The sequence below is a fragment of the Nocardia sp. NPDC058658 genome, assembly GCF_042716665.1.
In the GTDB taxonomy this organism is placed as follows: Bacteria; Actinomycetota; Actinomycetes; order Mycobacteriales; family Mycobacteriaceae; genus Nocardia.
In genome coordinates this window covers 58,682-81,295 of record NZ_JBHXRR010000007.1, presented here as the reverse complement: position 1 = coordinate 81,295, position 22,614 = coordinate 58,682, and the positions used below count along the sequence as shown (strand labels likewise).

17 protein-coding genes, 1 tRNA gene and 2 pseudogenes are annotated in these 22,614 nt (G+C 68.1%); 12 read left to right on the top strand and 8 right to left on the bottom strand.

Annotated features, from left to right (window positions below; genetic code table 11):
• Positions 1-121: 121 nt before the first annotated feature.
• Both ACFWUP_RS13490 and ACFWUP_RS13485 read right to left on the bottom strand, forming a co-directional pair.
• Positions 122-2,197: pseudogene (locus tag ACFWUP_RS13490) on the bottom strand (AMP-binding protein); the annotation flags it as partial.
• A 108-nt stretch (positions 2,198-2,305) separates the two neighbouring features.
• Positions 2,306-4,066: pseudogene (locus ACFWUP_RS13485) on the bottom strand (condensation domain-containing protein); the annotation flags it as partial.
• Between the two features lie 331 nt (positions 4,067-4,397).
• On the opposite strand from ACFWUP_RS13485, the gene ACFWUP_RS13480 reads away from it, so the two are divergent.
• Complete coding sequence (locus tag ACFWUP_RS13480) at positions 4,398-6,020, top strand: (2,3-dihydroxybenzoyl)adenylate synthase (RefSeq protein WP_379233938.1); 1,623 nt, start codon at positions 4,398-4,400, stop codon at positions 6,018-6,020.
• Positions 6,021-6,158: 138 nt separating this feature from the next.
• Here the strand turns inward: ACFWUP_RS13480 and ACFWUP_RS13475 are convergent, their stop codons facing one another.
• On the bottom strand, positions 6,159-7,415 hold the full coding sequence (locus ACFWUP_RS13475) for a salicylate synthase (protein ID WP_379233936.1): 1,257 nt from the start codon (positions 7,413-7,415) through the stop codon (positions 6,159-6,161).
• 114 nt (positions 7,416-7,529) lie between these two features.
• Positions 7,530-8,306, bottom strand: coding sequence for a DUF2127 domain-containing protein (locus tag ACFWUP_RS13470; protein ID WP_379233934.1), 777 nt, complete (start codon positions 8,304-8,306; stop codon positions 7,530-7,532).
• 96 nt (positions 8,307-8,402) lie between these two features.
• Between ACFWUP_RS13470 and ACFWUP_RS13465 the strand changes: the two genes are divergently transcribed.
• The 3 genes from ACFWUP_RS13465 (at position 8,403) to ACFWUP_RS13455 (ending at position 12,750) form a co-directional block, all read left to right on the top strand.
• Positions 8,403-10,820, top strand: coding sequence for a glycerol-3-phosphate 1-O-acyltransferase (locus ACFWUP_RS13465; RefSeq protein ID WP_379233932.1), 2,418 nt, complete (start codon positions 8,403-8,405; stop codon positions 10,818-10,820).
• Positions 10,820-12,232, top strand: coding sequence for a 1-acylglycerol-3-phosphate O-acyltransferase (locus tag ACFWUP_RS13460; RefSeq protein WP_379233930.1), 1,413 nt, complete (start codon positions 10,820-10,822; stop codon positions 12,230-12,232). The genes ACFWUP_RS13465 and ACFWUP_RS13460 overlap by 1 nt, the downstream gene beginning before the upstream one ends.
• A gap of 83 nt (positions 12,233-12,315) precedes the next feature.
• Positions 12,316-12,750 carry a DUF6069 family protein gene (locus ACFWUP_RS13455; protein ID WP_379233928.1) on the top strand — a complete coding sequence of 145 codons (435 nt, stop codon included), beginning with the start codon at positions 12,316-12,318 and terminating at the stop codon, positions 12,748-12,750.
• A gap of 144 nt (positions 12,751-12,894) precedes the next feature.
• On the opposite strand, the gene ACFWUP_RS13450 is transcribed toward ACFWUP_RS13455, so the two are convergent.
• Together ACFWUP_RS13450 and ACFWUP_RS13445 are read right to left on the bottom strand one after the other, a co-directional pair.
• The gene (locus ACFWUP_RS13450) at positions 12,895-13,626 is read right to left on the bottom strand and encodes a polyprenol monophosphomannose synthase (protein WP_379233926.1); all 732 of its coding nucleotides are present in this window, start codon (positions 13,624-13,626) and stop codon (positions 12,895-12,897) included.
• A 124-nt stretch (positions 13,627-13,750) separates the two neighbouring features.
• Positions 13,751-14,434 (bottom strand): GAP family protein, encoded by a 684-nt coding sequence (locus ACFWUP_RS13445; protein WP_379233924.1) that lies wholly within the window; start codon positions 14,432-14,434, stop codon positions 13,751-13,753.
• A 204-nt stretch (positions 14,435-14,638) separates the two neighbouring features.
• Between ACFWUP_RS13445 and ACFWUP_RS13440 the strand changes: the two genes are divergently transcribed.
• The 7 genes from ACFWUP_RS13440 (at position 14,639) to ACFWUP_RS13410 (ending at position 20,029) form a co-directional block, all read left to right on the top strand.
• Entirely contained in the window at positions 14,639-14,956 is a 318-nt protein-coding gene (locus ACFWUP_RS13440; RefSeq protein WP_379233922.1) for a hypothetical protein, read from the top strand.
• On the top strand, positions 14,956-16,230 hold the full coding sequence (locus ACFWUP_RS13435; protein ID WP_379233920.1) for a hypothetical protein: 1,275 nt from the start codon (positions 14,956-14,958) through the stop codon (positions 16,228-16,230). The genes ACFWUP_RS13440 and ACFWUP_RS13435 overlap by 1 nt, the downstream gene beginning before the upstream one ends.
• Before the next feature lie 9 nt (positions 16,231-16,239).
• On the top strand, positions 16,240-17,265 hold the full coding sequence (locus ACFWUP_RS13430) for a hypothetical protein (RefSeq protein WP_379233918.1): 1,026 nt from the start codon (positions 16,240-16,242) through the stop codon (positions 17,263-17,265).
• 35 nt (positions 17,266-17,300) lie between these two features.
• The gene (locus ACFWUP_RS13425) at positions 17,301-18,455 is read left to right on the top strand and encodes a sensor histidine kinase (RefSeq protein WP_379234202.1); all 1,155 of its coding nucleotides are present in this window, start codon (positions 17,301-17,303) and stop codon (positions 18,453-18,455) included.
• A complete protein-coding gene (locus tag ACFWUP_RS13420; protein WP_379233916.1) occupies positions 18,452-19,117 on the top strand; it encodes a response regulator in 666 nt (221 codons plus the stop codon). Before ACFWUP_RS13425 ends, ACFWUP_RS13420 begins: the two co-directional genes overlap by 4 nt.
• Positions 19,118-19,196: 79 nt before the next feature.
• Positions 19,197-19,634: a DUF3995 domain-containing protein gene (locus tag ACFWUP_RS13415; RefSeq protein WP_379233914.1), complete on the top strand. Its 438-nt coding sequence runs from the start codon at positions 19,197-19,199 to the stop codon at positions 19,632-19,634.
• Positions 19,631-20,029, top strand: a complete 399-nt coding sequence (locus ACFWUP_RS13410) for a DUF6463 family protein (protein WP_379233912.1) — start codon at positions 19,631-19,633, stop codon at positions 20,027-20,029. The genes ACFWUP_RS13415 and ACFWUP_RS13410 overlap by 4 nt, the downstream gene beginning before the upstream one ends.
• Positions 20,030-20,274: 245 nt before the next feature.
• On the opposite strand, the gene ACFWUP_RS13405 is transcribed toward ACFWUP_RS13410, so the two are convergent.
• A tRNA-Asp gene (locus tag ACFWUP_RS13405) sits at positions 20,275-20,348 on the bottom strand.
• A 73-nt stretch (positions 20,349-20,421) separates the two neighbouring features.
• Positions 20,422-21,045, bottom strand: a complete 624-nt coding sequence (locus ACFWUP_RS13400) for a TetR/AcrR family transcriptional regulator (protein ID WP_379233910.1) — start codon at positions 21,043-21,045, stop codon at positions 20,422-20,424.
• A 132-nt stretch (positions 21,046-21,177) separates the two neighbouring features.
• Here ACFWUP_RS13400 and ACFWUP_RS13395 point away from each other — a divergent pair, with 132 nt between their 5' ends.
• Positions 21,178-22,575 (top strand): MFS transporter, encoded by a 1,398-nt coding sequence (locus tag ACFWUP_RS13395; protein WP_379233908.1) that lies wholly within the window; start codon positions 21,178-21,180, stop codon positions 22,573-22,575.
• The last annotated feature ends 39 nt before the right edge of the window (positions 22,576-22,614 follow it).

Here is a 22,614-nt window from a genome sequence, read left to right as displayed (position 1 = left end):
AAAAGTCTAGCGACGCAGGGGAAATGCGCGAATCGGCACATAGTGTGCAGGCCCAGGCGCGACCCCCGGTGCGGGCGACGGCATGTCGCTCCGTCGACCGTCACCTGGTCGGCGCCGCGGATCAGGACTGCGCGAGGACCTCTTCGTCGGTCATCGCGGCGACTTCGAGGTACATGGTGGCGACGAGTTCCAGCCTGCCCATCTCGCCGGAGTCGGCCTCCCGCTTCAGCATTCGGGCTGCGAGGCCCTCGATGGTGCGGGCGGTGAACAGGTCGGCGACGACGGTGTCCGGGGCGTCGAGCCATTCGCGGATGCGGACGACGGCGGTGGTGGCGAGCACCGAATCGCCACCGAGAGCGAAGAAGTCGTCGGTGACACCGATCCGCTCGGCTTCCAGCACCTCGGCGACGACCGCGGCGAGAGCGCGTTCGAGATCGGTGCGCGGCTCGACGAATTCCGCTGCGCTCTCGTCCTTTTCGAGCACCGCACGGATGGCCTTGCGGTCCGGCTTGGCGTTCGGGGTGAGCGGGAGTTCGGGCAGCAGTTCCAGGCGCGTCGGCACCATGTACGACGGGACCAACTCGGCGGTCGCGGCGAGGACAACGTCGACGTGCAGGGTGGCGTCGGGGGTCGGCACCACCAGGGCGACCAGCTTCGGCGCGGCCTTGCCGACCACGGCGGCCACCGCGTGCCGGACACCGGGGATCGCGCGCAGGGCGCTTTCCACCTCGCCGAGTTCGACCCGGTAGCCCCGGATCTTGACCTGGTGGTCGGCGCGGCCGAGGAACTCCAGGCCACCGTCGGGCAGGTATCGGGCCAGGTCACCGGTGCGGTACCAGCGCAGACCCTCGTGGGTGACGAAACGGTCCCGCGTGCGTTCCGGGTCGCCGCGGTAGCCGGCGGCCACACCGTCCCCACCGATCCACAGCTCACCGCTGACCCAGTCGGGGCAGTCGTTGCCCGCCGGGCCGACGACGCGGCACTGCACATTGCGCAGGGGGGTGCCGTAGGGGACGGCGGTCCATTCCGCGGGGACCTGCGCGTTCACGACCTCGCAGATGGTGGAGTGGATGGCGGTTTCGGTGGCGCCGCCGAGGCCGGCGAAGCGGCTGTTCGGGGCGGCTGCGGCCAGGCGCGCGGGCAGGGCGGTGTCGACCCAGTCGCCGCCGAGAATCACCGCACGTAGGGACTCCAGGGGGGCGCCGGGTTTGTGCGCAGTAGGGAGCGACGTCGGACGGGGTTCACTCGACACGCCCGCGAGCTGCGATTGTGGGGGTGCGAGCGACGCCGGGGCGAGGTCGCTCGATGTTGGCGCGTGCTGGGGTGAGCGGGGGCTGTCCGGTGTGGCGGTGAGCAGCATGTCCAGGAGGCTCGGGACGCAGTTGAGCAGCGAAACCTGGTGGCGGCGAATCAGTTCCGCCCAGACGGCGGGGTCGGTGCGCTGGGTGTCGTCGACGGTGACCACGGCGCCGCCTGCGGTGAGGAGGCCGAAGATGTCGTAGACGGAGAGGTCGAACTCGAGGGCCGAGAGGGCAATGGCCCGGTCGGCGGGGCCGAGGTCGAAGCGTTCGTTGAGGTCGTCGATGGTGTTCATGGCGGCGCGGTGCGGCACCTCGACGCCCTTGGGCTTGCCGGTGGAGCCGGAGGTGAACAGCACGTAGGCGATGTTCTCCGGGTCACCGAAGACGGGGCGAGTCAACGGTTGTGCGTGCGTGCGAGCCTGCGCGAGGTCGATCGCACGTGCGTCGGGGATCTGCGCGCCGCCGACGGTGAGTACGGCGACCGCGTCTGCGGTGCTGAGGATTTCGGCGCGGCGCGCGGCAGGCTGATCGAATCCGATCGGCACGTACACCGCACCCGCGGCGAGCACACCGAGCACCGCGACGATCTGGTCAGGACCCTTCGGCAGCTGCACGGCAACCGAATCACCCGGCGTCACACCGGCTTCCCGCAATGCACCGGCCACGGCCAGCGCGTCGACGGCCACCTCGCCGTAGGTCAGCTGGCCTGTTGGCTCCCAAAGCACTGCGGGCGCAGTGGGATTCGTCGCGGCGTTCGCGAAGAACCCGGTGTGCAGCAGACCTCCGCTGACCGGCCCCGCGGTCGCATTGACCCGTGCCCGAGTTGCCGCCTGCTCCAAGGGGATTCGCACCCCGGCCTCAGCCTGCCAGCCCGCGCCACCTGCGACGGCACGAGCGTGGACATCGATTTGCCCGGCCCTCGCCCGCTCGACAACCGCGGCGCCGGTGGATGCCGCAGCCTGCACGGTCGATCCGGTGACCGCGGCTTCGGTGTGCGTCTGCCCGCCCAGGCGTTCGATGGCTTCGATGTAGCGGGTGAACATGGCGTCGACCATGCCTGCGGGGAAGGCGGATTCGCGGATGTCCCAGTTCAGCAGGAGACCGCCGCGGACCTCGGTGATCTGGGCGTCGAGGAGGACCTGCGGGCCCTGGGAGATGATCCAGACGGGCTCGCCGAACGTGTCGGTGACGATGTCGGGGAAGAGTTCGCCGAGGTTGAGGGCGCTGGTGTAGACGATGGGGGCGAGGACCGGTTCGCCGCGGTGGCGGCCGAGGTCGCGCAGGACTTCCAGGCCGGAGTAGGCGGAGTGGGCCCCGGCTTCGTGGAGGCGTTGCTGCAGTGCGCGGGCGCGGTCGGCGACGGTGGCGGGCTCGGTGACGTCGACTTCCAGCAGGACCGAGGAGGTGAAGTCGCCGACCACGCCGTCGACCTGCGGATGCACCGGTTCACGGTGGAACAGCGGCAGATTCAGCAGGAAGCGGCGCTGGGCGGACCAGCCGCCGATGGTCTCGGCGAACACCGAAGCAAGGGCCATCGCCGGGGTGATGCCGCGCGCGTGGGCGGCGTCGAACACCTGAGCCTTGGCCTGCGGGGAAAGCCAGCGATGCAGGCGGATGGTGCGAGTCGGATCCGAGATGCGCTGGGCCTGAGGAAGTTCCGGCGCACCGGGCATCTCCGCCAGCCGCCCCTGCCACCACGCCCGATCGCGCGCGCGCTCGTGAGCGAGGGAGCCCGTGCTCTGCTGACGAACGGCGGCGCTGCCGTCTGCTGCGGTGCCCGGGGAGTGCTCGGCGAGGTACTGGCGGAAGGTGTAGTCCTGGGGTGGGAGTTGTTCGCCGTGGTAGAGGCGGGCGAGGTCGGTGATGAGGATGCGGTAGCTCATCGCGTCGGCGGCGAGCATGTCGACGTCGAGGTGCAGGCGGGTGCGGCCGTCGGGGAGGCGGGTGAGGGCGATGTCGATCACCTGGCCGTCTTCGACCGCCATGCGCTGGTGGGTGCGGGCGTTGCGCGATTCCCCGAGGCGCTGCTCGGCTTCCTCGGCGGAGGCTTCGCGCAGGTCGGTGACACCGAAGACCGCGCGGCCGGGGCGGTCGAGGGTCTGCTGGGTGCCGTCGGGCAGGAAGCGGGTGCGCAGCATGGGGTGGCGCGACAGGAGTTGTTCGACGGCCCGCTCGAGCCGCTCGGGATACACCTCGGCGCCGTCGAATTCGACATACAGGTGCGCTGCGACCCCGCCGAGCTCCTGCGCGTCGGACCGCCCGATCCAGTACGCGTGCTGCATGGGCGCGAGCGCGAACGGGGTGCCGTCGTCGGGGACGATCGCCACAGCACCTGAGTCGACAGTGTCTGGCACGTCGACGGCTACCGCGAGCACCTGGGACTCGGCGGCTACCGACGTGTCGGCGGCGGCCGCGAGCGCGTCGGACTCTGCGACTGTCGATGTGTCGGCGGCGGTCGCGAGCGCGTCGGACTCTGCGGCGGTCGATGTGTCGGCGGCGGCAGCCAGGTCTTCGGGGTCGGCGCCGTTGAGGAGGGCGTGCCAGGCATCGACGGTGGGGTGGGCGGCCAGGAGGGCGAAGTTGACGGCGATGCCGCGTTTGCGCCAGGCGCCTGCGAGCTTCATGGTGCGGATGGAGTCGAGGCCGAGCTGGATCAGGTCGTCGGCGTCGGCGACGGCTTCGGGGGTGATGTCGAGGTGACGGGCGATCGCGGCGCGGATCTCGGCGCGGTCGATCCCGGCGCCGCCTGCGGGTGCTGTCTCCATCTGCCGATCACTCCTTGCTCGCCGCCCATCGCCGGACGGAGTCGGTACTGCTCAGCGGCAGCTTACTCGATGAGATAGGGTTGCCTAACCTCTGACGGTCACTCTTGGCGTGGATCACACCCGGGCCGCCTCGCTCAGCGCGTGCACCGCCGGAAGACGAGAATCATGGCCGAGGAGCACCCGAGCGACCCGGCCCCGACCACAGCACACGCGGCGCTGGCCGCCGAACAACCGCACACGCGGCCCCGCCGCCAACAGCACGCGGCCCCGCCGCCCAACAACCACACAGGCGGTCCGCCGCCGAGAACTCAGTGAGGCAGTCGTGACGTCGATGTCGACAACAGATCACCGCGAGGGCTACGTCCCGTTCCCCGAGGCTGCCGCTCAGAAGTATCGGGCCGCCGGTTATTGGACCGGGCGCCCGCTCGGCGATCTGTTGCGCGACACCGCACGCACGCAGCCGGAGCGGGCGGCCGTGCTCAGCGAGACCGTGCAGACCTACGCCGAACTCGATGCCGCCGCCGATCGGATGGCGCACGGCCTGCTCGCGCTCGGGATCAATCCGGGTGACCGGGTGATCGTGCAGTTGCCGAACATTCCCGAGTTCGCGACCGTGCTGTTCGGTGTGCTGCGCGCGGGCATCATTCCCGTGCTCACCCTGCCCGCGCACCGCCGCGCCGAGATCGAGCATCTGGCCGCCCTGTCCGGCGCGGTCGCCTACCTCATCCCCGACCGCCTCGGTGACTTCGACTACCGCGAACTCGCCGCGACGGTGCAGCAGGCAGTGCCGAGCCTGCGCCACGTGCTGGTGGCAGGCGATCCAGGCACAGCGACACAGCGGGAAGGATTCCTCGCCCTTGATTCGATTGCGCGCGAGGGTGATTCACTCCCGGAGATCGATCCCGCCGACATCGCCGTCATGCTCGTCTCCGGCGGCACCACCGGCTTACCGAAGCTGATCGCCCGCACTCACGACGACTACGTCTACAACGCCACCGCCAGCGCGCAGGTCTGCGAGCTCACCGCCGACGACGTCTACCTCACGACTCTGCCTGCGGCACACAACTTTCCGCTGGCCTGCCCTGGCATCCTCGGCACGGTCGCGACCGGCGGCGCTATCGCGTTCACTCTCGACCCGAGCCCGGAGGCGGCGTTCGCCGCGATCGAGAAGCATCGGGTGACCGTCACCGGTGTCGTTCCGCCGCTAGCCCAATTGTGGAGTGCGGCAGTGGATTGGGAGGATGCCGACCTGAGTTCGCTGCGCCTGCTGCAGGTGGGTGGGGCGCGCCTGGCCGAGGTGAACGCCCGCGATGTGGAGCCCGCACTTGGCTGCACCCTGCAGCAGGTGTTCGGGATGGCGGAGGGGCTGCTCAACTACACGCGACTCGATGACGACAAAGAACTCGTCTGCACCACCCAGGGCCGACCACTCTCCCCCGCCGACGAACTGCGCATCGTCGACGCCGACGGCAACGACGTCGAACAGGGTGAAGAAGGCGAACTGCTCACCCGCGGCCCCTACACGCTGCGCGGGTATTACCGTGCGCCCGAACACAATGCGCGCGCCTTCACCCCCGACGGCTTCTATCGCAGCGGCGACCTCGTCCGCCAACTGCCCAGCGGTCACCTGATCGTGAGCGGCCGGATCAAGGACGTGATCAATCGCGGCGGCGAGAACATCTCCTGCGACGAACTCGAGGAGCACCTGCTCGCCTACCCCACGGTCCGCCACGCCGCCGCGGTCGGCATCCCCGACGCCTCACTCGGCGAAAAAGCCTGTGTCGTCCTGGTTGTCACCGGCGAGCTACCGACCCTGGGCGAGATCAAAGCTTTCCTCACCGAACGCGGCCTGGCCACATACAAGCTCCCCGACCTTGTCCGACAAGCGGATTCGCTCCCTATCACTGCGGTAGGCAAGATCGACAAGAAGGCCTTGCGCGCCCTACACGGCTGAGCGACAACTGATCTCGCACGAACATGGGTAACTCACCGAGTACGGGCCAACTGTCCCGCCTCAAAAAGCTTGCCGCGTCGCCACCTCTCCCCGCACCCGAGCCTGGCTCGAGTACCCGGAGAGGCGGAACAGCACAGTTCAAGCTTTGACGACGTAAGGCGCTACGCTGCCGAGCTTTTCGCAGGTCTCCTCGAACTCACGCTCGGGCCGCGACTGCCCCACGATCCCCGCACCCGCACGCAACCACGCGCCCTCACCGGTCTGATAGATCGCCCGCAGCACCAGCGTCGCCTCCAGCGCACCGGTCGGCGAAACACACACCACCGCACCGGAATACAACCCACGCGGATCGTGATCGTTACGGAACACCGAATCGACTCCGGCCCGCTTGGGAATGCCGGAGGCCGTCACCGACGGGAACAGCACCTCGAGCGCGTCCCATGCGGTGCGGTCGGCGGCCAGGGTGCCGCGCACGGTGGAGGCCAGGTGCTGCACGCTGCCGCGCTCACGCACCGCCATGAAGTCGGAGACGGCGGAGGTTCCTGGTACGGCCACCTCGGCGATCTCGGCGAACGAGGTCTGCACCGAAATCGCGTGCTCCACGATCTCTTTCGGGTCGGCGAGCAGGTCGGCGCGGGCGGCGTCGTCGGCTTCGGCGCCGAGTCCGAACGCCCGCGTTCCGGCCAGGGGTTCGGTGGTGACGATGCGGTTGTCGTCGACCGAGGCCACCAGCTCGGGGCTGAACCCAGCGGCTTCGAGCCCGCCGAGGCGCAGCAGGAACGAGCGGGCGGGGGTGTTGTTGGCCCGGCCGAGGCGGTAGGTCGCGGGCACGTCCACCGCGAACGGCAGCTCGACCTTGCGCGACAGAATCACCTTCTGATAACTGCCGGAACGGATTTCGGCGACGGCGGCGGCGACGCGCTGCTGGTAACCGGTCGGGTCGGGTCGCACGTCGACCGGTGCCGCGACCGGCAGCTCGACACCCTGCGAACCGGCGATCAGGTCGTGAATGTCACAGGCCTCGTTCGGGGTGGCGCCGCTGATCCGGACGCCGGTGTCGTCGATGCGCACCTCGATCCGCGGAATCATCAGGTGCGACAGCGAGTCGAGCGGGTTGAGATAGTGGGTCGCCGAGAGCGAGTAGGCGCAGAATTCGAAGCCGATCCAGCCGTAGGCGTTGCGGCCCTCGAGCGGCAGGCTCGCCAGGGCGGTGTCGATGGCGGTGGCGGGGCTGCCGGTCCACGCGCGCGCGGTGGTCTCGCCCGCCCAGACGGTGCGCAGCTCACCGGCGTCGAGTTCCACGCTGCCGAGCGGATCGGCGGCGAACACCCAGGCGTCGGGCTGCTCGTACATCACGTACTCACCGAACCGGTCGGAAGCGGCCAGACTGGACATCGCTGCCGCCGGATCAGTCACATACTCGACCCGTACGGGCTGTTCCGTCGACGACAACGATCCTCCAAGATAAAGCGAACCTAATGCCCGGTTAGGTTAGCATTACCTGCGCGTTTAGCCAGTTCGGTGCGGGGTATTCTTCGCCACTGCCGCGCGCTCGACGCTGAGCAGGCTCGCCTCGCTGTGCTCGCGGTGATAGGCCGCCCAGCCGCCGCGCACCCCGAACAGGCGCTTGCGCCATACCAGCCACACCACCGCCGCGAGATTCACCAACAGCGCCACCACTTTGAACACCGTCACCCGCTCGATCAGCTCATAGATCTCGAGCGGCAGGAACACACTCGTCGCGATCACCGACAGGTACTCACCCCACCGCTTCGACAGCCACAGCCCGACCGCCTCGACGAAGTGCAGCGCCGCGTACCAGAACAGGAATATGGCGATGAGCAGTAGCGTCGTGCCCGACAGCGCGAACAGCTCGTCGGCCCAGTGCACGAGGTGCGAGTTGTCGAGATTCCAGCCGATCTGGTCGGCGAACGGTTTCAGCAGGGGAACATCACGTTCGAAACTGTCGGCCAGGCTCTGCCTGTCCGACCGGAAACGCATGACAAGCAGGCCACCGGCGAGCATCAGGACACCGTGGAAACCGCGGTCGATCGCGAGCAGTTTCAGAATCCACCGGTCGCGCAGCAACTGCCCGCGCGGGACCTCCGGCGCCTCGTCGGCGGGGCCCGAACCCACCGGATCACCTGGTACGAACGTCCCACAGCGCAGGCATCGCCATGCGGGCCCTGCCACCGTTTTCACTTGCAGTCGGTGGCGCAGATCCGGCTCGTCGGGCGCGTAGGTGTAGTGCCCGTGCCAGCTACAGGTGCGCAGAGCCCAGTCCATCCCGCGAGCGTAAGTCGCTCGCATGCACCCGCCCGGGCAACGCGCGGTATCGGGGAGTTCGATGCGCCGAACCCGTTCTGCGGCTTCAATGGAGGAATGATCGACAAAGGTGGGCGGCGCGGCCCGCAGGCAGACTCGGTGGTCGCCCTGGTCGACGCGGCCTCCGCCGTCGAACGCGAAGTGATCGGCGACTGGATCGCCAGGGGCGGTCTGGGCGAGGAGATCGACTCGACGGCCCCGGTGATCCAACTCGACCTGGACGCGAAAGCCATCACCAAACGCCTGGTGAACCGGCACGACGACCCGCTGGTGGTGCCGGTCCGGGTGCTGTGGCTGCCGCCCGAACGCGACGGCGTGCGCCGGGTGACCTTCGCCGACCTGGCGATGGGCACCAATCCGCGCAAACCCAACCGCCTCGTCCAGCGCAGGCTGCTGCGCACCGACCCCGACCGCCACCGCGTCCTCGTGGGCACCCCCGCCCGGCTCAGCGCGCTGCGCACCAACAATGCCGAGGCGGCGGCGCTGATGCGGGCGGGCTCGGCCGACCCGTTCGCGCGTGCGGTGGTGCGCGCGGCGGTGGTGGCGCTCGAACGTGCCGAACGCACCGTGATCGGCGACCGCTACAAGGTGCCGCAACTGGTGGCCGAGGAGATCCTCGACTCCCCCGAATTCCAGCGCAAGCTCGACTACATCGCCGACGAGATCGGCTCCGAGCCCGACCAGGTGTACCGCAACGCCGAGAAGGCGCTGCGGGAACTGGTCGCCGCACAGAGCCGGTTGGTCTCGGACCTGTTCACCCAGGCGATGCGACCGGTGCACGCCTCGACCTGGAAGGTCGACACCGACCTGCGCGGCCTCGACGCGCTGCGCACCCTCAATCGCAAGCACCCGCTGGTGTTCCTGCCCTCGCACCGCTCCTACGTGGACGCGTTCGTGCTCGGTGACGTACTGGCGCGCAACGACTTTCCGCCCAACCACGTGATCGGTGGCGCGAACCTCAACTTCTGGCCGATGGGCCCGATCGCGCGCCGCACCGGCACGGTCTTCATCCGGCGCAGCTTCGGCGACGACGAGGTCTACAAGGCGGTCGTCGAGGAGTACTTCGCCTACCTGCTGGCCAAGCGCTTCAACATGGAGTGGTACTTCGAAGGTGGCCGGACCAGAACCGGCAAGCTGCGCCCGCCGCGCTACGGATTGCTCAATTACCTTGCCGCCGCGGTTCGTTCGCGTCGGGTCGACGACGTGATGCTGGTGCCCGTCTCGATCACCTATGAGCGGCTCAACGAGCTCGGTGCGATCGCGAGCGAGCAGGCCGGCGGCAAGAAGAAGGCCGAAGGCCTGGGCTGGCTCGCGAGATACGTTCGCAGTCAGCAGCATTCGGCCGGGCGCGTGTATGTGCGCTTCGGCGAACCCCTTTCGGCGCGCGAGCGGCTGGGCGTGCACGGCGACCCGCTGGATCCGCGACCGGTGACCATTCCGCTGCGCGACACCGAGACCGGCACCGCCAGCGTGCCCGACGAGCAGGCCGTCGCCGATGCCGAACACAAAGCGGTGCAGCGCTTGGCCTTCGACGTCGCCGTCGGCATCAACGCGGTCACCCCGATCACCGTCAACGCGCTGGTCACCCTGGCCCTGCTCGGCGTGCACGAACGCGCGCTCACCCTCGGCCAGGTGCGCACCGTGCTCGATCCGGTGCTCGGCTATATCGCCCAGCGCGAGCTGCCCGCCGGTGAACTCTCCAAGCTGCGCGACGAACAGGGCCTGCGGGTGGTGCTCGAACAGCTCGCGCTGGCGGGGGTCGTCACCGTGTATCGCGGTGGGCTGGAACCGGTGTACGCCATCGAACCCGGCGCGCACCTGGAGGCGGCGTTCTACCGCAACAGCGCGGTGCACTGGTTCGTCAACCGCGCCATCCTGGAACTGGCCGCACTCACCGCGGTGGAACAGCCCGGCGACGACCCGCTGCGTTCGGCTTGGAAGGCGGCGTTCGCGCTGCGCGATCTGCTCAAGTTCGAGTTCTTCTTCCCGGAACGGCAGGAGTTCGCCGCGCAGATCATCGAGGAAGTGCGCATCATCGTGCCCGAGTGGGACGAGCACACCCCTGATGACCGGCTCGATCGCCAATTCCTCGGCGCGGTCACCGAATCCGGGTTCGTGATGGCCCATCGCGTGTTGCGTTCGTTCTTCGACGCGCAGTTGGTGGTGGCCGAGCGCCTCGTTGCCCGGCCCACCGACGCCACGATCGACCGCAAGGAATTCATCGACGAGTGCGTGGCGGTGGGCAAGCAGATGCTGTTGCAGCAGCGACTGCGCAGCTCCGAGGCCGTATCCTCGGAATTGTTCACCAGCGCATGGAAATTGGCCGACAATCACGGGCTCATCGCCCCGGCCGCCGAGGGCGAGGAAGCCGAGTTGGTCCGCAAACGTCAGGAATTCGCCGATGAGCTGCGCGACCTCAGCGATCGTATCGGGCGGGCGGCCTCGCTCGATCCGTCGAACAGGAACTCGATCTGATGAGCACACTCGCCGAAGCGATGGCCGCGATCCGGTCGGGTCCGCAGGGGCCTCAGGTCGTCGCCGTTTTCGATTTCGCGGGCACGGTGGTCGACGGGCTGCCGCGACGAGGACTGGTACGCAAGGTGTTCCGGCGCGGTGACGACCGGATCGCGACCCTGTTCGGCGGAATCCAGCGCGGTGGCAACGACGGCGACTACGGGCGCTTCCTGCAGGAGGTCGAGCGGACCTGGGCGGGCACGCCGGAAACCGAACTGGAGAAGCTGGGCCGCAAGGCTTTCGGCAAAGAGATCTACGGGCGCATGTTCCCCGAGGCCTGGCATCTCATCCGCACGCACCAATTGGCCGGGCACACCGTGGTATTGGTCAGCGAGCTCACCCGATTCCAGGTCGAACCCGTTGCCGAGCGGTTCGGTATCGATTATGTGCTGACCACCCGGCTCGCGGTTCAGGACGGCGAGCTGACGGGCCACACCGACGGCGCACCGCTGTGGCGCGCCGGGAAGTCCGCGGCGGTCACCGAATTCGCGGCCGGGCGTGCGATCGGCTACGTCTACGCCGACAGTGTCACCGACTTGACGCTGCTGGCACTCGCCGAGCGGCCGACCGTGATCGACCCCGATCCGGCCCTGGCCGAGATCGCCGCCGAGAACGGCTGGCCCACCCTCACTTTCCGCCTTCGCCAAGCCCCACATTTCCTGGACTACCTGCGCACCATCGCCGGATTCGCCGGACTCGTCGGCGGTGCGCTCGTCGGGATCGCGCGCAAGTCCTATACGCGCAAGCGCCAGTCGATGGCCGACGCGCTCATGCACGACGCCACCACCGCCACCCTGCGCGCCATCGACGTGCAACTGCGCGTGGTCGGCATCGAAAACGCCAGGGCGCCAAGACCCGCGGTGTTCCTGTTCAACCACCAGAGCCAGTTCGACGTGATCATCGTGCCCAAGGTTCTCGACGGCGCGGTGACCGGAATCGGTAAGAAGGAACTCGCCAAGCACCCCCTGTTCGGGCCGCTGATGCGGTTCGTCGGCGTCACCTTCATCGACCGCACCAATACCGAGGCCGCCAAAGCAGCGCTGGCCCCGGTCATTTCGACCCTGCGCGACGGGTTGTCCATCGCGGTCGCCCCCGAAGGCACCCGCTCGTTCACGCCAGGGGTCGGGCCGTTCAAGAAGGGCGCCTTCCACATCGCCATCCAGGCGGGCGTGCCGGTGATCCCGGTGGTGCTGCGCAATGCGGGCGAAATCGCTTGGCGGGATTCACCTATCGCCCGTTCTGGCATCGTCGACGTGGCGATCCTGCGGCCGATCGATGTGTCCGGCTGGGACCCGGCGGACATGGACGACGAGGTCGAGGGCGTGCGGCGGCTGTTCGAGAACACCCTGCTGAACTGGCCGACCGAAGCGTAAAAATATTCCTCGAGCCCAGGGCTTGACCTAAACGAATGTTCAGGTTTCATGATTGTTCTCATCACCGAATGAGGGAGAACATCATGACCACCACCACCGCCCCCACCACCTACACCGTCCCCGCACTGAACCGGCCCGTCGCCGTGCTCGGCGCCGCTGTCGTCGCCGTCGTCGTGAACCTGATCATCTGGGCCATCGGCGCCGCCGCCGGTGGTTCGTTCGAGATGACCGATAAGGGCGTTGTCAGCTCTGTCGCCCCCGGCGGCGTGATCCTGATGTCGACCGTGCCGGTCCTGATCGGCCTGACCGTCGCCGTGCTGGTGTCCTACCTGTGGACCGGCATCCTGCGTACCGCCGCCGTGGTCGGGTCGCTGCTGTCGCTCGCGACCATCGGCCTGACCGTGGCCGCCGACTTCGACACCGCCTCCACCATCGCCCTGTCGCTGATGCACGTGGTGCTGGCGCCGGTGTTGGTCATCGCCTTGGAAGGCGTGCGACGCCACCTCGCCGAACAGTAACCACATGCGAAAACGCCCAGCCTCGACTTCGAGGCTGGGCGTCAGGTTTCGCAAGCACATGGGTAACTCACCGGGTACCGGCTAACTCACCCACGCCCCCAAGTCTGGCCGCCGACGCAACTCGACCACACGCCTGAATCCGGCCTAAATACGCGGAGAGGCGGACTTGCCGAACAGTAGCTTCCACGGCATCATCGCCGACTCGAGCTGGATCTTCAGGCTCATCTTCGACGCGCCGATGGTGCGCTCCTCGAAACGGATCGGCACCTCCGCGATCGTGTGACCTTTCTTGATCGCGCGGTAGTTCATCTCGACCTGGAACGAGTAGCCGTTGCTGCGGATCGACGCCACGTCGATATCGCGCAGGGTACTGGCCTTCCACGCCTTGAAACCGGCGGTCGCATCCTTCACGCCCAGGCGCAGGATCAGGTTCACGTAGAAGTTCGCCCACGCCGACAGCGCCTTTCGGTACCACTTCCACTCCGCGGCGACCTCACCACCGGGAACGTAGCGCGAGCCGAGTACCACGCCGACCTCGGGCGCGGCGAGCTTCTCCAGCATCGACGGGATGACCTCGGCGGGGTGCGACAGATCGGCGTCCATCTGGATCACCACATCGGCACCCTCGTCGATCGCGGCGGTGATGCCCGCGATGTAGGCGCGGCCGAGGCCGTCCTTCTCCGTGCGGTGCAACACGCTCACGACATTCGGCATCTCAGCGGCCAGTTTGTCGGCGACGTCACCCGTGCCGTCGGGTGAATTATCATCTACGACCAACACGTGCAGATCGGACACCGGCAGAGCCGTCAGCCGCTCCACCGCCACCGGCAGATTTTCCCGCTCGTTGTAGGTCGGCACAACAACGGTAACCCTCAAGGGTCGCCCTCCCTGCTCACCTGGATAGCCCCGCGGCCCAGGATGCGGGCACGGGGCATGTCATCGATTCGTTATGACGGTACTCGATAGTGCTGACACATTCCTGAGTGGCCGGGTCCCGCACTCACCAGAGACGCCCCGCGTGGACCAGCGCGTCGATCACCAATCCGATGCCGAACACGACGAACAGCACCCGGATCGCCGGCGGTCCGTAGCGGGTGATGGCACGCACGAGCAGGCGGTACACCCGTCGCGCGCGCGGAGTGCGCCGCATCGCCAAAGCCAGCACGACCAGCGGCAGCACCAGCGCGATCGCGCAGTAACCCGCCACGATCAGCGGCCACGTCACCGGCAGCGGGCGCTGCGCGGACAGCAGTGCCAGCGCCGCGAGATACGGCACCGAGGTCGGCACCTTCCCCAGGCCGAGAGTGAAACCGATCACGCCCATCAGCCAGGGGCGTTTGCGCACCGGTTCGACCCAGCGGCCACCGGTGGAGGCGGCGGTGTCGATCGGAAGGGCGGCGACCGCGATCAGGACGAGGCCGATCACCATTTCGCCCCAGTAGCGCAGGGTCGGGGTGAGTTCGAAGTCGAGGAGCCGGACCAGGAAGTCGATGCCGAGCACCGTGCACACGCCGAACGCCACCGAGACCGCGAAGACGCCGCCGAGGAAGCTGAGCACCCCGGTCATCGGCGAGCGACGGGTCAGCCTGGCGTCGGCGACCACGGCCGTGGTGATCGCCACCAGCAGCACGTCGAGCGCGTCGAGCAGGGCGAAACCGAGGAGAGCCAGCAGCAGGACAGACATGACGCGGCTGACCCTACTCGCCGGTCGTATTTCGTCGGTCGCCCCACCAGTACCACCCACGCTTGACAGCGAAAGTCCTTGACCTGCGCAGTCTCGAGATCGATCCGTCCATCTGGACTGGACTCCCCCGCAAACGGCGCTCGGTGGTTACGCTTTTCAGCACCGGCCGGTGCCGGGTTCCGCGATCGTGAAGGGGCAGACATCGTGGCAGAAATGTCTTTCGACCCGTCAGCGCTCGACGCTTATCAGCGTGCGGCAGCTCGGGTTTCCGAACTACTCGGCACAGCGGCCGACGAGACGACGACCGCGGCCGGGGCCGACCTGTCCGGGCTCGGCGTGCTCGGGCGTGAATTCGCCGCCGCCTGGACCCAGGCCGCGGGCGAGCACGCCTCGACGCTGAGCACGGCGGGCAACCTGGTCACCGCCTATCAGGACATCCTGAATCGCTTCGGCGCCAGTGTGACCGGGATCGACACCGGTCTGGCGAGCGACCTGCGCGCGACCGAGAGCGAGGTGGCGTGATGCGCGCCAAGTCACTGGTCACTGAGACCACGGTCAGCACGATCACCCCCGCCGAGGCCGAGGCGAAGATCGCACCGGTGATCGCATTGCTCGAGGTGCCCTTGCTCGAATTGCGCAAATCGCTGGGCAGCAACACTTCTCCCGATCCCGATGCCTCGGTGGTGGCCGCGCTGACCTCGGCCTCCGCCGCGACCACGGCGACCGAAGACCCGCACCGGCTCGGGCTGTACGCGCTCGAATCGACCGAGACCGCCGCGCCGGCGACACCCGCGCTGCGACAGACCGCGACCGAGGTCTCCGCTGCGGCCGATCGTGGAACACGATTGAGTTCACTGCTCGGACAGGCACATTCGACACAGGCGACGGCCGCCGCCAAGGTCGATGCGATCATCGCGGACTTCCGGGCCAAGGCGAAGAAGGCCGCGCCCGCGGTGAACGAGAACAACCTGGACGCCATCGTCGCACTCGCCGAAGAGGCCATTTCGGAAGCAGTCGGGGTGGTGGGTAATGCCAGTACCGAGATGGATCAGTACACGCGAGATACCAAGGGACTCACCAGCGATCTCGGCGGAACCAACGGGGTGACCGTGCCCACCGGGGCTACCGAGGTGGCGCCCGGGGTTTATGTGCTCGGCACCGGCGGGACCGAGACGTCGTCGTGGGATTCCTCGGACGATGACGAGGACCTCGACCCGGCGACGGCGGCGCAGATCGCGTTGCAGGAGGCCCTGATCGACGGTGGGGTGTCGCTGGGGACCGCGGCGATCGATGCCGGAGTCACCTTCGGCACGCATCTGATCGACAAGATCGCCGAAGTCGCCATGCACGGGATCGACAAGGGTGCGGAGTTGGCGACCACCGGGATCGACACACTCGCCGCCAATGCCACGGGGACCGAGGGTGGCACGTCCACCGCGCCCGCCGGTACCGCGCCGACCGCGCCGTCGACCAATGGTGGTGGGACCGGCACGAATACGCTGTTCGGCGGATTGGGTGGCGGGACCAGCCCCGGCAACAACTCCGGTGGCGGCGGGAACGACAGCGGTGCCTCCGCGAAACCGGAGACACCAGCCCCTGCCGCACCGATCCCCTCGAACCAGGTACCGAAAACCGAACAGCCCCAACAGGCTCCGAGCAACCCAGCACCCTCCCAGCAGCCGATGCAGGGCGGGGTGGTGCCGCCCGCCGCCCGTCCGCAGCAGGATCAGGAGGCCGAAAAGCCTTCCGCCGCACCCAAACACGGCCAACCGGGAGTCGTCCCGGCGCCGGCCTAGGACGCTCCCGTGGACAACCCGTTCGGTGCCTACTTCACGTCGCCGGACGCCACGCCGCCCGGCCGCCGCCGCCCGCAGGGAAAACGGCGGCGCAGGCGGCGGCGCGAGGCCGAACCGCAGACGATCGGCACCAACCCCGAAACCTGGCCCCCACCTGATCCTGAACCCTTCGACGACAACCCTTTCCAGCCCCCGACCGTCGAACCGGTGTATCGAAATCCCGCCGACGACGACGGATTCACCGGCGACTGGAACGACTGGAACGACAGCGACGCACCGGTCGAGCCCCAGCGCCGCGACGATGTCGACTGGAACGACTGGGCCACCACCACCGCGACCGAACAGAGCGGAGATCACGTCGAGATGCCGGTGTTGCCACGCCTCAAGGACTTCGGCGGCGGCGGTCAGATCGCGCGGCGACCACGCAAGAACTTCGACGACGAACGCTACGACGAGAGCGGCGGGCGCGCGAAAGCCGCCGCCGCGATCAAGGGCATCGTCGGCGCGCTCGTGTTCGTCGTCATCCTCGGTCTTGCCGCCACGATCTTCCTCGGCCCCGCCGACAAACCGACCAACACCACCCAGGCCGCCGTACCGGGCACGCGCGCAACGACTTCCACCGCTGTGCCCCCGCTCCCGGCACATGCGCTGTCCGGCTGCGAATCCTTCCGCACCCCCTCGATCACCATCAGCGCCGAACGCGGCGACACCGCCAGCCCCGAGGGCGCCATCCTCGGCTTCGAGTACAGCTATTACGTCGACCGCGACGCCGCAAAGGCCCGCTCCTTCGTCACCGACAGCGCCCACGTCGGCGATGCGTCCGCGCTCGCCGCGGGCATCGGCTCGCTGCCCCTCGACGTCAAGTACTGCGTGCACATCACCAAAGCCGACGCCGCCGACGCCGGACTCTGGAACGTCACCATCCACCAGAAGTGGCCCGGCGACGCCACCACCGAGAAGGTCAACCAGGTCATCCGCACCACCGAGGTGGCGCCCGGCCGCTACCGCATCACCAGCATCGACCACCGGCTGTAGCGGACCCGCCCGCGTAGATTGAGCTCGTGATCCAGATGGACGGTCCTCGGCTGTTCGGGCACGGCGCACAGCTGGGGTTGGCCGTGGTCATGGCGGCCGTGTTGCTGCCCGCGAGCCTGCAATCGGTGCGGGTGAGCGACGTCGCGACGCCGTGGGTGCTGGCGATGACCGTCGCGGTGCTGGCGTTGCACGTCTGTGTGGCGACAGCGCGGCGGTGGCCGATTCCGTCGTTCGCGATCGGCACGGTCGGGTGTGCGGTGCTGCTGGTGGCACCCGATATCGACGGTGTCACCGACTTCTCGGAATCGAGCCGCTACAGCCCGGTCCTGTTACCGAGCGTTCTGTGCTTCTTCGCGCTGCTGTACGCGGTGAGCGCGCACACGACATCCCCGTGGCCGACCGCCGCGCTCGGAGTGGGTCTGACGGGCAGCCTGCTCACCCTGATCAGGCTGTGGGAGTTCACCGCGGCGCCCATCGAGGCGTGGGCGTGGTGGTTGTTGTTGTCCACCACCGCGTTCGGCGGGACCACCGCCGCATGGGCGCTCGGCCGGTACCGGGCGACCCGTGCCGCGTGGACATCACAACTCGCCGAACGGGCCGCGGCCGACGAACGTCGGCGGATCGCGCGCGAAATGCACGATGTGGTCGCACATTCCTTGGCGGTGATGGTCTCGCACGCCGAGGCCGGGCGGCTCGTCGTGCCCACCTCACCAGAGCGGGCCGCCGAAATTCTCACCACCATCGCCGATTCCGGGCGCGAGGCGCTCACGGAGATGCGCGGGCTGCTCGGGGTGCTCCGGGACGAGTCGGCTTCGACGGAGCCGCAACCCGGGCTCGACGAGCTGGGCGCGCTCGTCGAGCGGGTGCGGGCATCGGGGGTCGATGTCGAACTGTCGACCGACGAGCGGCTGCGCCCGACCCCGGCCGTCGGGCTCACGATCTACCGAGTCGTTCAGGAGGCGCTCACCAATGTGGCTCGCCACGGCGGGCCCCGCCCACGAGCCCAGGTCAGCGTGAATGCGGTAGACGCCGGAATCGTTGTGCGGGTGCGTAATACCGGTTCGTCGTCGGAGGCGTCCGGAACTGGAAAGGGGTTGGTCGGCATGCGGGAACGGGTGGATGCGGTCGGTGGCACGCTGGCCGCCGGGCCGACCGAGGACGGCTGGGCCGTGGAGGTGCGGGTCCCGTGAGCGTGCGAGTCCTCATCGTCGACGACCAGGAACTGATGCGATCGGCGCTGCGGATGATGGTGGACAGCCAGCCCGACCTGGAATTGGTCGGCGAGGCGGCCGACGGTCACGAGGCGGTGGCCGCTGTGCGCGCGCGGGAGGTCGACGTCGTGCTCATGGACCTGCGCATGCCGAAGCTCGACGGCATCGAGGCCACCGCGATCATCACCGCCGAACAACCACGCTGCCGGGTGATCGCCCTGACCACCTTCGACCTCGACGACTACGTCTTCCCCGCCATCCGCGCCGGTGCCAGCGGCTTCCTGCTCAAGGACGCGCGCGGCGAGGAGATCGTCGACGCCATCCGCATGGTCCATGCCGGGCACGGTGTCGTCGCACCGTCCACGACGCGCCGCCTGATCGCCCACGTCGCCGACACTCCGACAGCGAATACCGAAGCAGCGCTCCGCATTCGAGCCACTCTCACCCCGCGTGAGTTCGACACTCTGCTCGAGATCGCCACCGGTGACACCAATCGCGACATCGCCGCGCGCCTGCACCTTTCCGAAGCCACCGTGAAGACCCACGTCGGCCATGTACTCGCGAAACTGGCTCTGCGCGACCGCGTTCAGGCCGTGGTGCTCGCCTATGAGTCGGGCCTGGTCGGGCCACCCCGACGCTGAGCGGTCCTCATCCTGCAGGACGAGAACATCGAGACCAACGGGCGACGAGCAACAACGACAAAACCGCGATCGTTGAACCATGAACGCGATAGCAGGCACCACCGCCGCCCTACTCACCGCAGCCGGCCTGCTCCACGCAGTCTGGACCGTCTCCCCCTGGCCGTGGAAAACCCAACTCGACCTCGCCCACGCCGCCATGGGCTGGACGAAAGACGAACCGCCACCGAGCCGCTGGTTCATCCCCGCCTGCCTCGCCGTCACCGCCGCCCTCACCACCGCGGGCTATGTGGTGCTGCTGCGCGCCGGAGTATGGGACTCACCGTTCCCCGACTGGATGGTCACCACCGCCACCTGGACCGTCGCCGGCGTCCTCCTCGCCCGCGCCGCCTCCGGCTTCATCGACCCCACCAGCGGGTCCCCCGAATCCCCCGCCGTCTATCAACGCCTCAACCGCCGCGTCTACTCCCCGCTGTGCGTGCTCCTCGGCGGCCTCACCGCAGTGGTGGCCGTGTCATGACCGGCCGTCGGATGACCCTGTGGGCGGGCGTGATCATCACCCTCGGCGGCATCGGGCACACAGTGGGGAGCCTGGTGGAAACCGCGCCGACGCACCTCGGTTCCTGGTTCGACGGGCACCTGTGGGACCAGTACGACTACGCCGAGTGGAGCGACTCGGCAGCCGGATTCTGGTACTCGGCGCTGAGCTTCGGACCGCCGTTGCTGCTGGTCGGCGTTCTGGTGTTGTGGATGGCACGAAACGGGATCACCCCACCGGCGTTTCTCGCGGTCGCGCTGGTGGGCTGGGTTGTCATCACGTTCGTCGCCAGCGGGCCCTCACCGCTGCCGATTCTGCTGATCCCGGCGGGATTGCTGCTCGCCGCTCGCAGGGTGCCCGTCGATCAGCACGCCTGATACGAGAAAAGTCCCCCGCACCGGATCGGTGTGGGGGACTTTGTCGTGTTGCGACCCTGACGGGACTCGAACCCGCGACAACTCCCATGTTGCCCACGAGCCCTACGCGCCCTACAGGCAAAACGTGAGTATGCCTGAAACGTACCTGCGACCCTGACGGGACTCGAACCCGCGACAACTCCCATGTTGCCCACGAGCCCTACGCGCCCTACAGGCAAAACGTGAATATGCCTGAAACGTACCTGCGACCCTGACGGGACTCGAACCCGCGACCTCCGCCGTGACAGGGCGGCGCGCTAACCAACTGCGCTACAGGGCCATGCTCATTACGTCGGGCGATGCTACCCGGTAGGCGCCGTTTTCGGTAACCGAACTGGTCAGGGGTCTAATCGTCAATAGCCGGGCGCGCGCAGGATCCTGAGCACCAGTTCGGCGTTGATGTCGCCGAGCTCCTCCGGGGTGAACTCACCGCCCGGCCGATACCACCGGCAGATGTCGATCCCCAGCGACATCATCGCCAGCACGGCGACGCGGGGATCGGCGATGGTGAACACCCCACGCTCGATCCCCGCCCGCACCTCAGCGGCCGCGGCCAGCCGGATCCGGCGGCGGATCGCACCGACGATGTCGTGGTGCTCGGGGGTGAGATGCCTGCTCTCGTACTGGGCGATCCGCGCCCGCCGATAACTGCGCGCGTGCAGCACGCTGAACGCGGTGACCAGGGCGCGAATCCGCTCCGCCGGCTCGTCGTGGGGCGCGACGGCGGCTTCGATGATGGTGAGGGTGTTGGCCACCGCGTGCTCGACCAACCGGAACAGCACATCCTCTTTCGAGGCGAAATGGACGTACATCGCCGCCGGACTCAACCCCGCTTTCGCGGTGATGTCGCGGGTGCGGGTGGCCTCGAATCCCTTGTCGGAGAACAGGACCACCGCAGCGTCGAGCAAGCGTTGTGTGGTGTCGCCCGGCGCGGCCACCGGGTCGGACAGTGGGTCGTCTTCGAGTAGCTCGCTCACCTGATACCCCTTCGCTATTCGTGTGATTGACATTACATCGCACGTCGCCCACACTAAACAAGCGCTCACTCACTTGAAGTTGACGTCAAGTTCTATTAATTTCAACCCTGCGGATCCACCGAGGAGTCACCGATGAGAGAACCCCAGCGGACAGGCGTCGAAACACCGCCGACCCTGCCCGACCAAGCACCCTCGACGGACGCCACCAAACGCGCGCACCGCAAGCTGCTCGCCGCGGGCCTGGTCGGCAGCTCGATCGAGTGGTACGACTTCTTCCTCTACGGCACCGCCGCCGCACTGGTGTTCCCGCACGTGTTCTTCCCCGACGCCTCCGCGCTGATGGGCACCCTGCTCTCGTTCAGCACCTTCTGGGCCGGCTTCGTCGCCCGCCCGCTCGGCGGCCTGCTCGCCGGACACTTCGGCGACCGGTACGGACGCAAACCCGTGGTCGTCGTCTGTCTGCTCGCCATGGGCATCGCCACCTTCGCGATCGGCTGCCTGCCGAGCACCGGCTCGATCGGGGTGCTCGCGCCCATCCTGCTGGTGACGCTGCGTTTCGTGCAGGGCATCGCCTGCGGCGGCCAGTGGGGCGGAATCGTGCTGCTGCTCACCGAATCGGCGGGCCCGAAGAAACGCGGATTCGCGGGTACCTTCGGGCAGATGGGCGTGCCGCTCGGCCTGATCATGGGCAACCTGGTGTTCCTCGCCGCCACCGCGGCACTGTCGACCGACGCCTTCCTCAGCTGGGGCTGGCGGGTTCCGTTCCTTGCCAGCGCGCTGCTGTTCCCGGTGGTGCTCTACATCCACACCAGGGTCGAGGACTCCCCCGAATTCCGCGAGCTGCAGGCCGAGACCGCGGCAAAGCGCAAGGCCCCCGCCGTCGCCCAGGCCCCGCTGGCCGAAGCCGTCAAGCAGCACTGGCGCACCATCCTGCTCGGCTGCGGTCTGCTGGCAGGCACCAACTCGCTGTTCTACGTGAGCATCGCGGGCCTGCTCAGCTACGGCACCGCCGAACTCGGCATGAATCGCAATGCGCTGCTCGCTATCTCGCTGATCGCCTCCGGCCTGCTCACCGCAGTGATCCTGTGGGCCGGTGCGCTGTCGGACCGGATCGGCAGGCGACCGCTGATCCTGATCGGCGGCGCCGGCATAGCGCTGTGGTCGTTCCCGTTCTTCGGGCTGATCAACACTGCCAACGTGCTCGCCGTCTTCGTGGCGGTAGCGGTCGGCTCGGCCATGCAGGCACTCACCTACGGTCCGCTCGCCGCCTTCATGGGCGAGCTGTTCGCCCCGCGCGTGCGGTACTCGGGCGCCTCGCTGGCCTACCAGCTGGCCGCCATCACCATCAGCGGCGGCACGCCGTTCATCATGACCTGGATCATCGCCGAAACCGGTTCCACCACCGGCGTTTCGCTGTTTCTGATGGCCATGGGTCTGATCACCGTGTTCAGCGCGTGGAAGCTGCGTGAGACCAACACCCCGGCGGTCCGCAACGACCCCGAAGCCGTGCCGGGAGCCCAGCTGTACTGATCCCCTCCGAATCGACCGTTGCCCGGACTGGAAACAGTC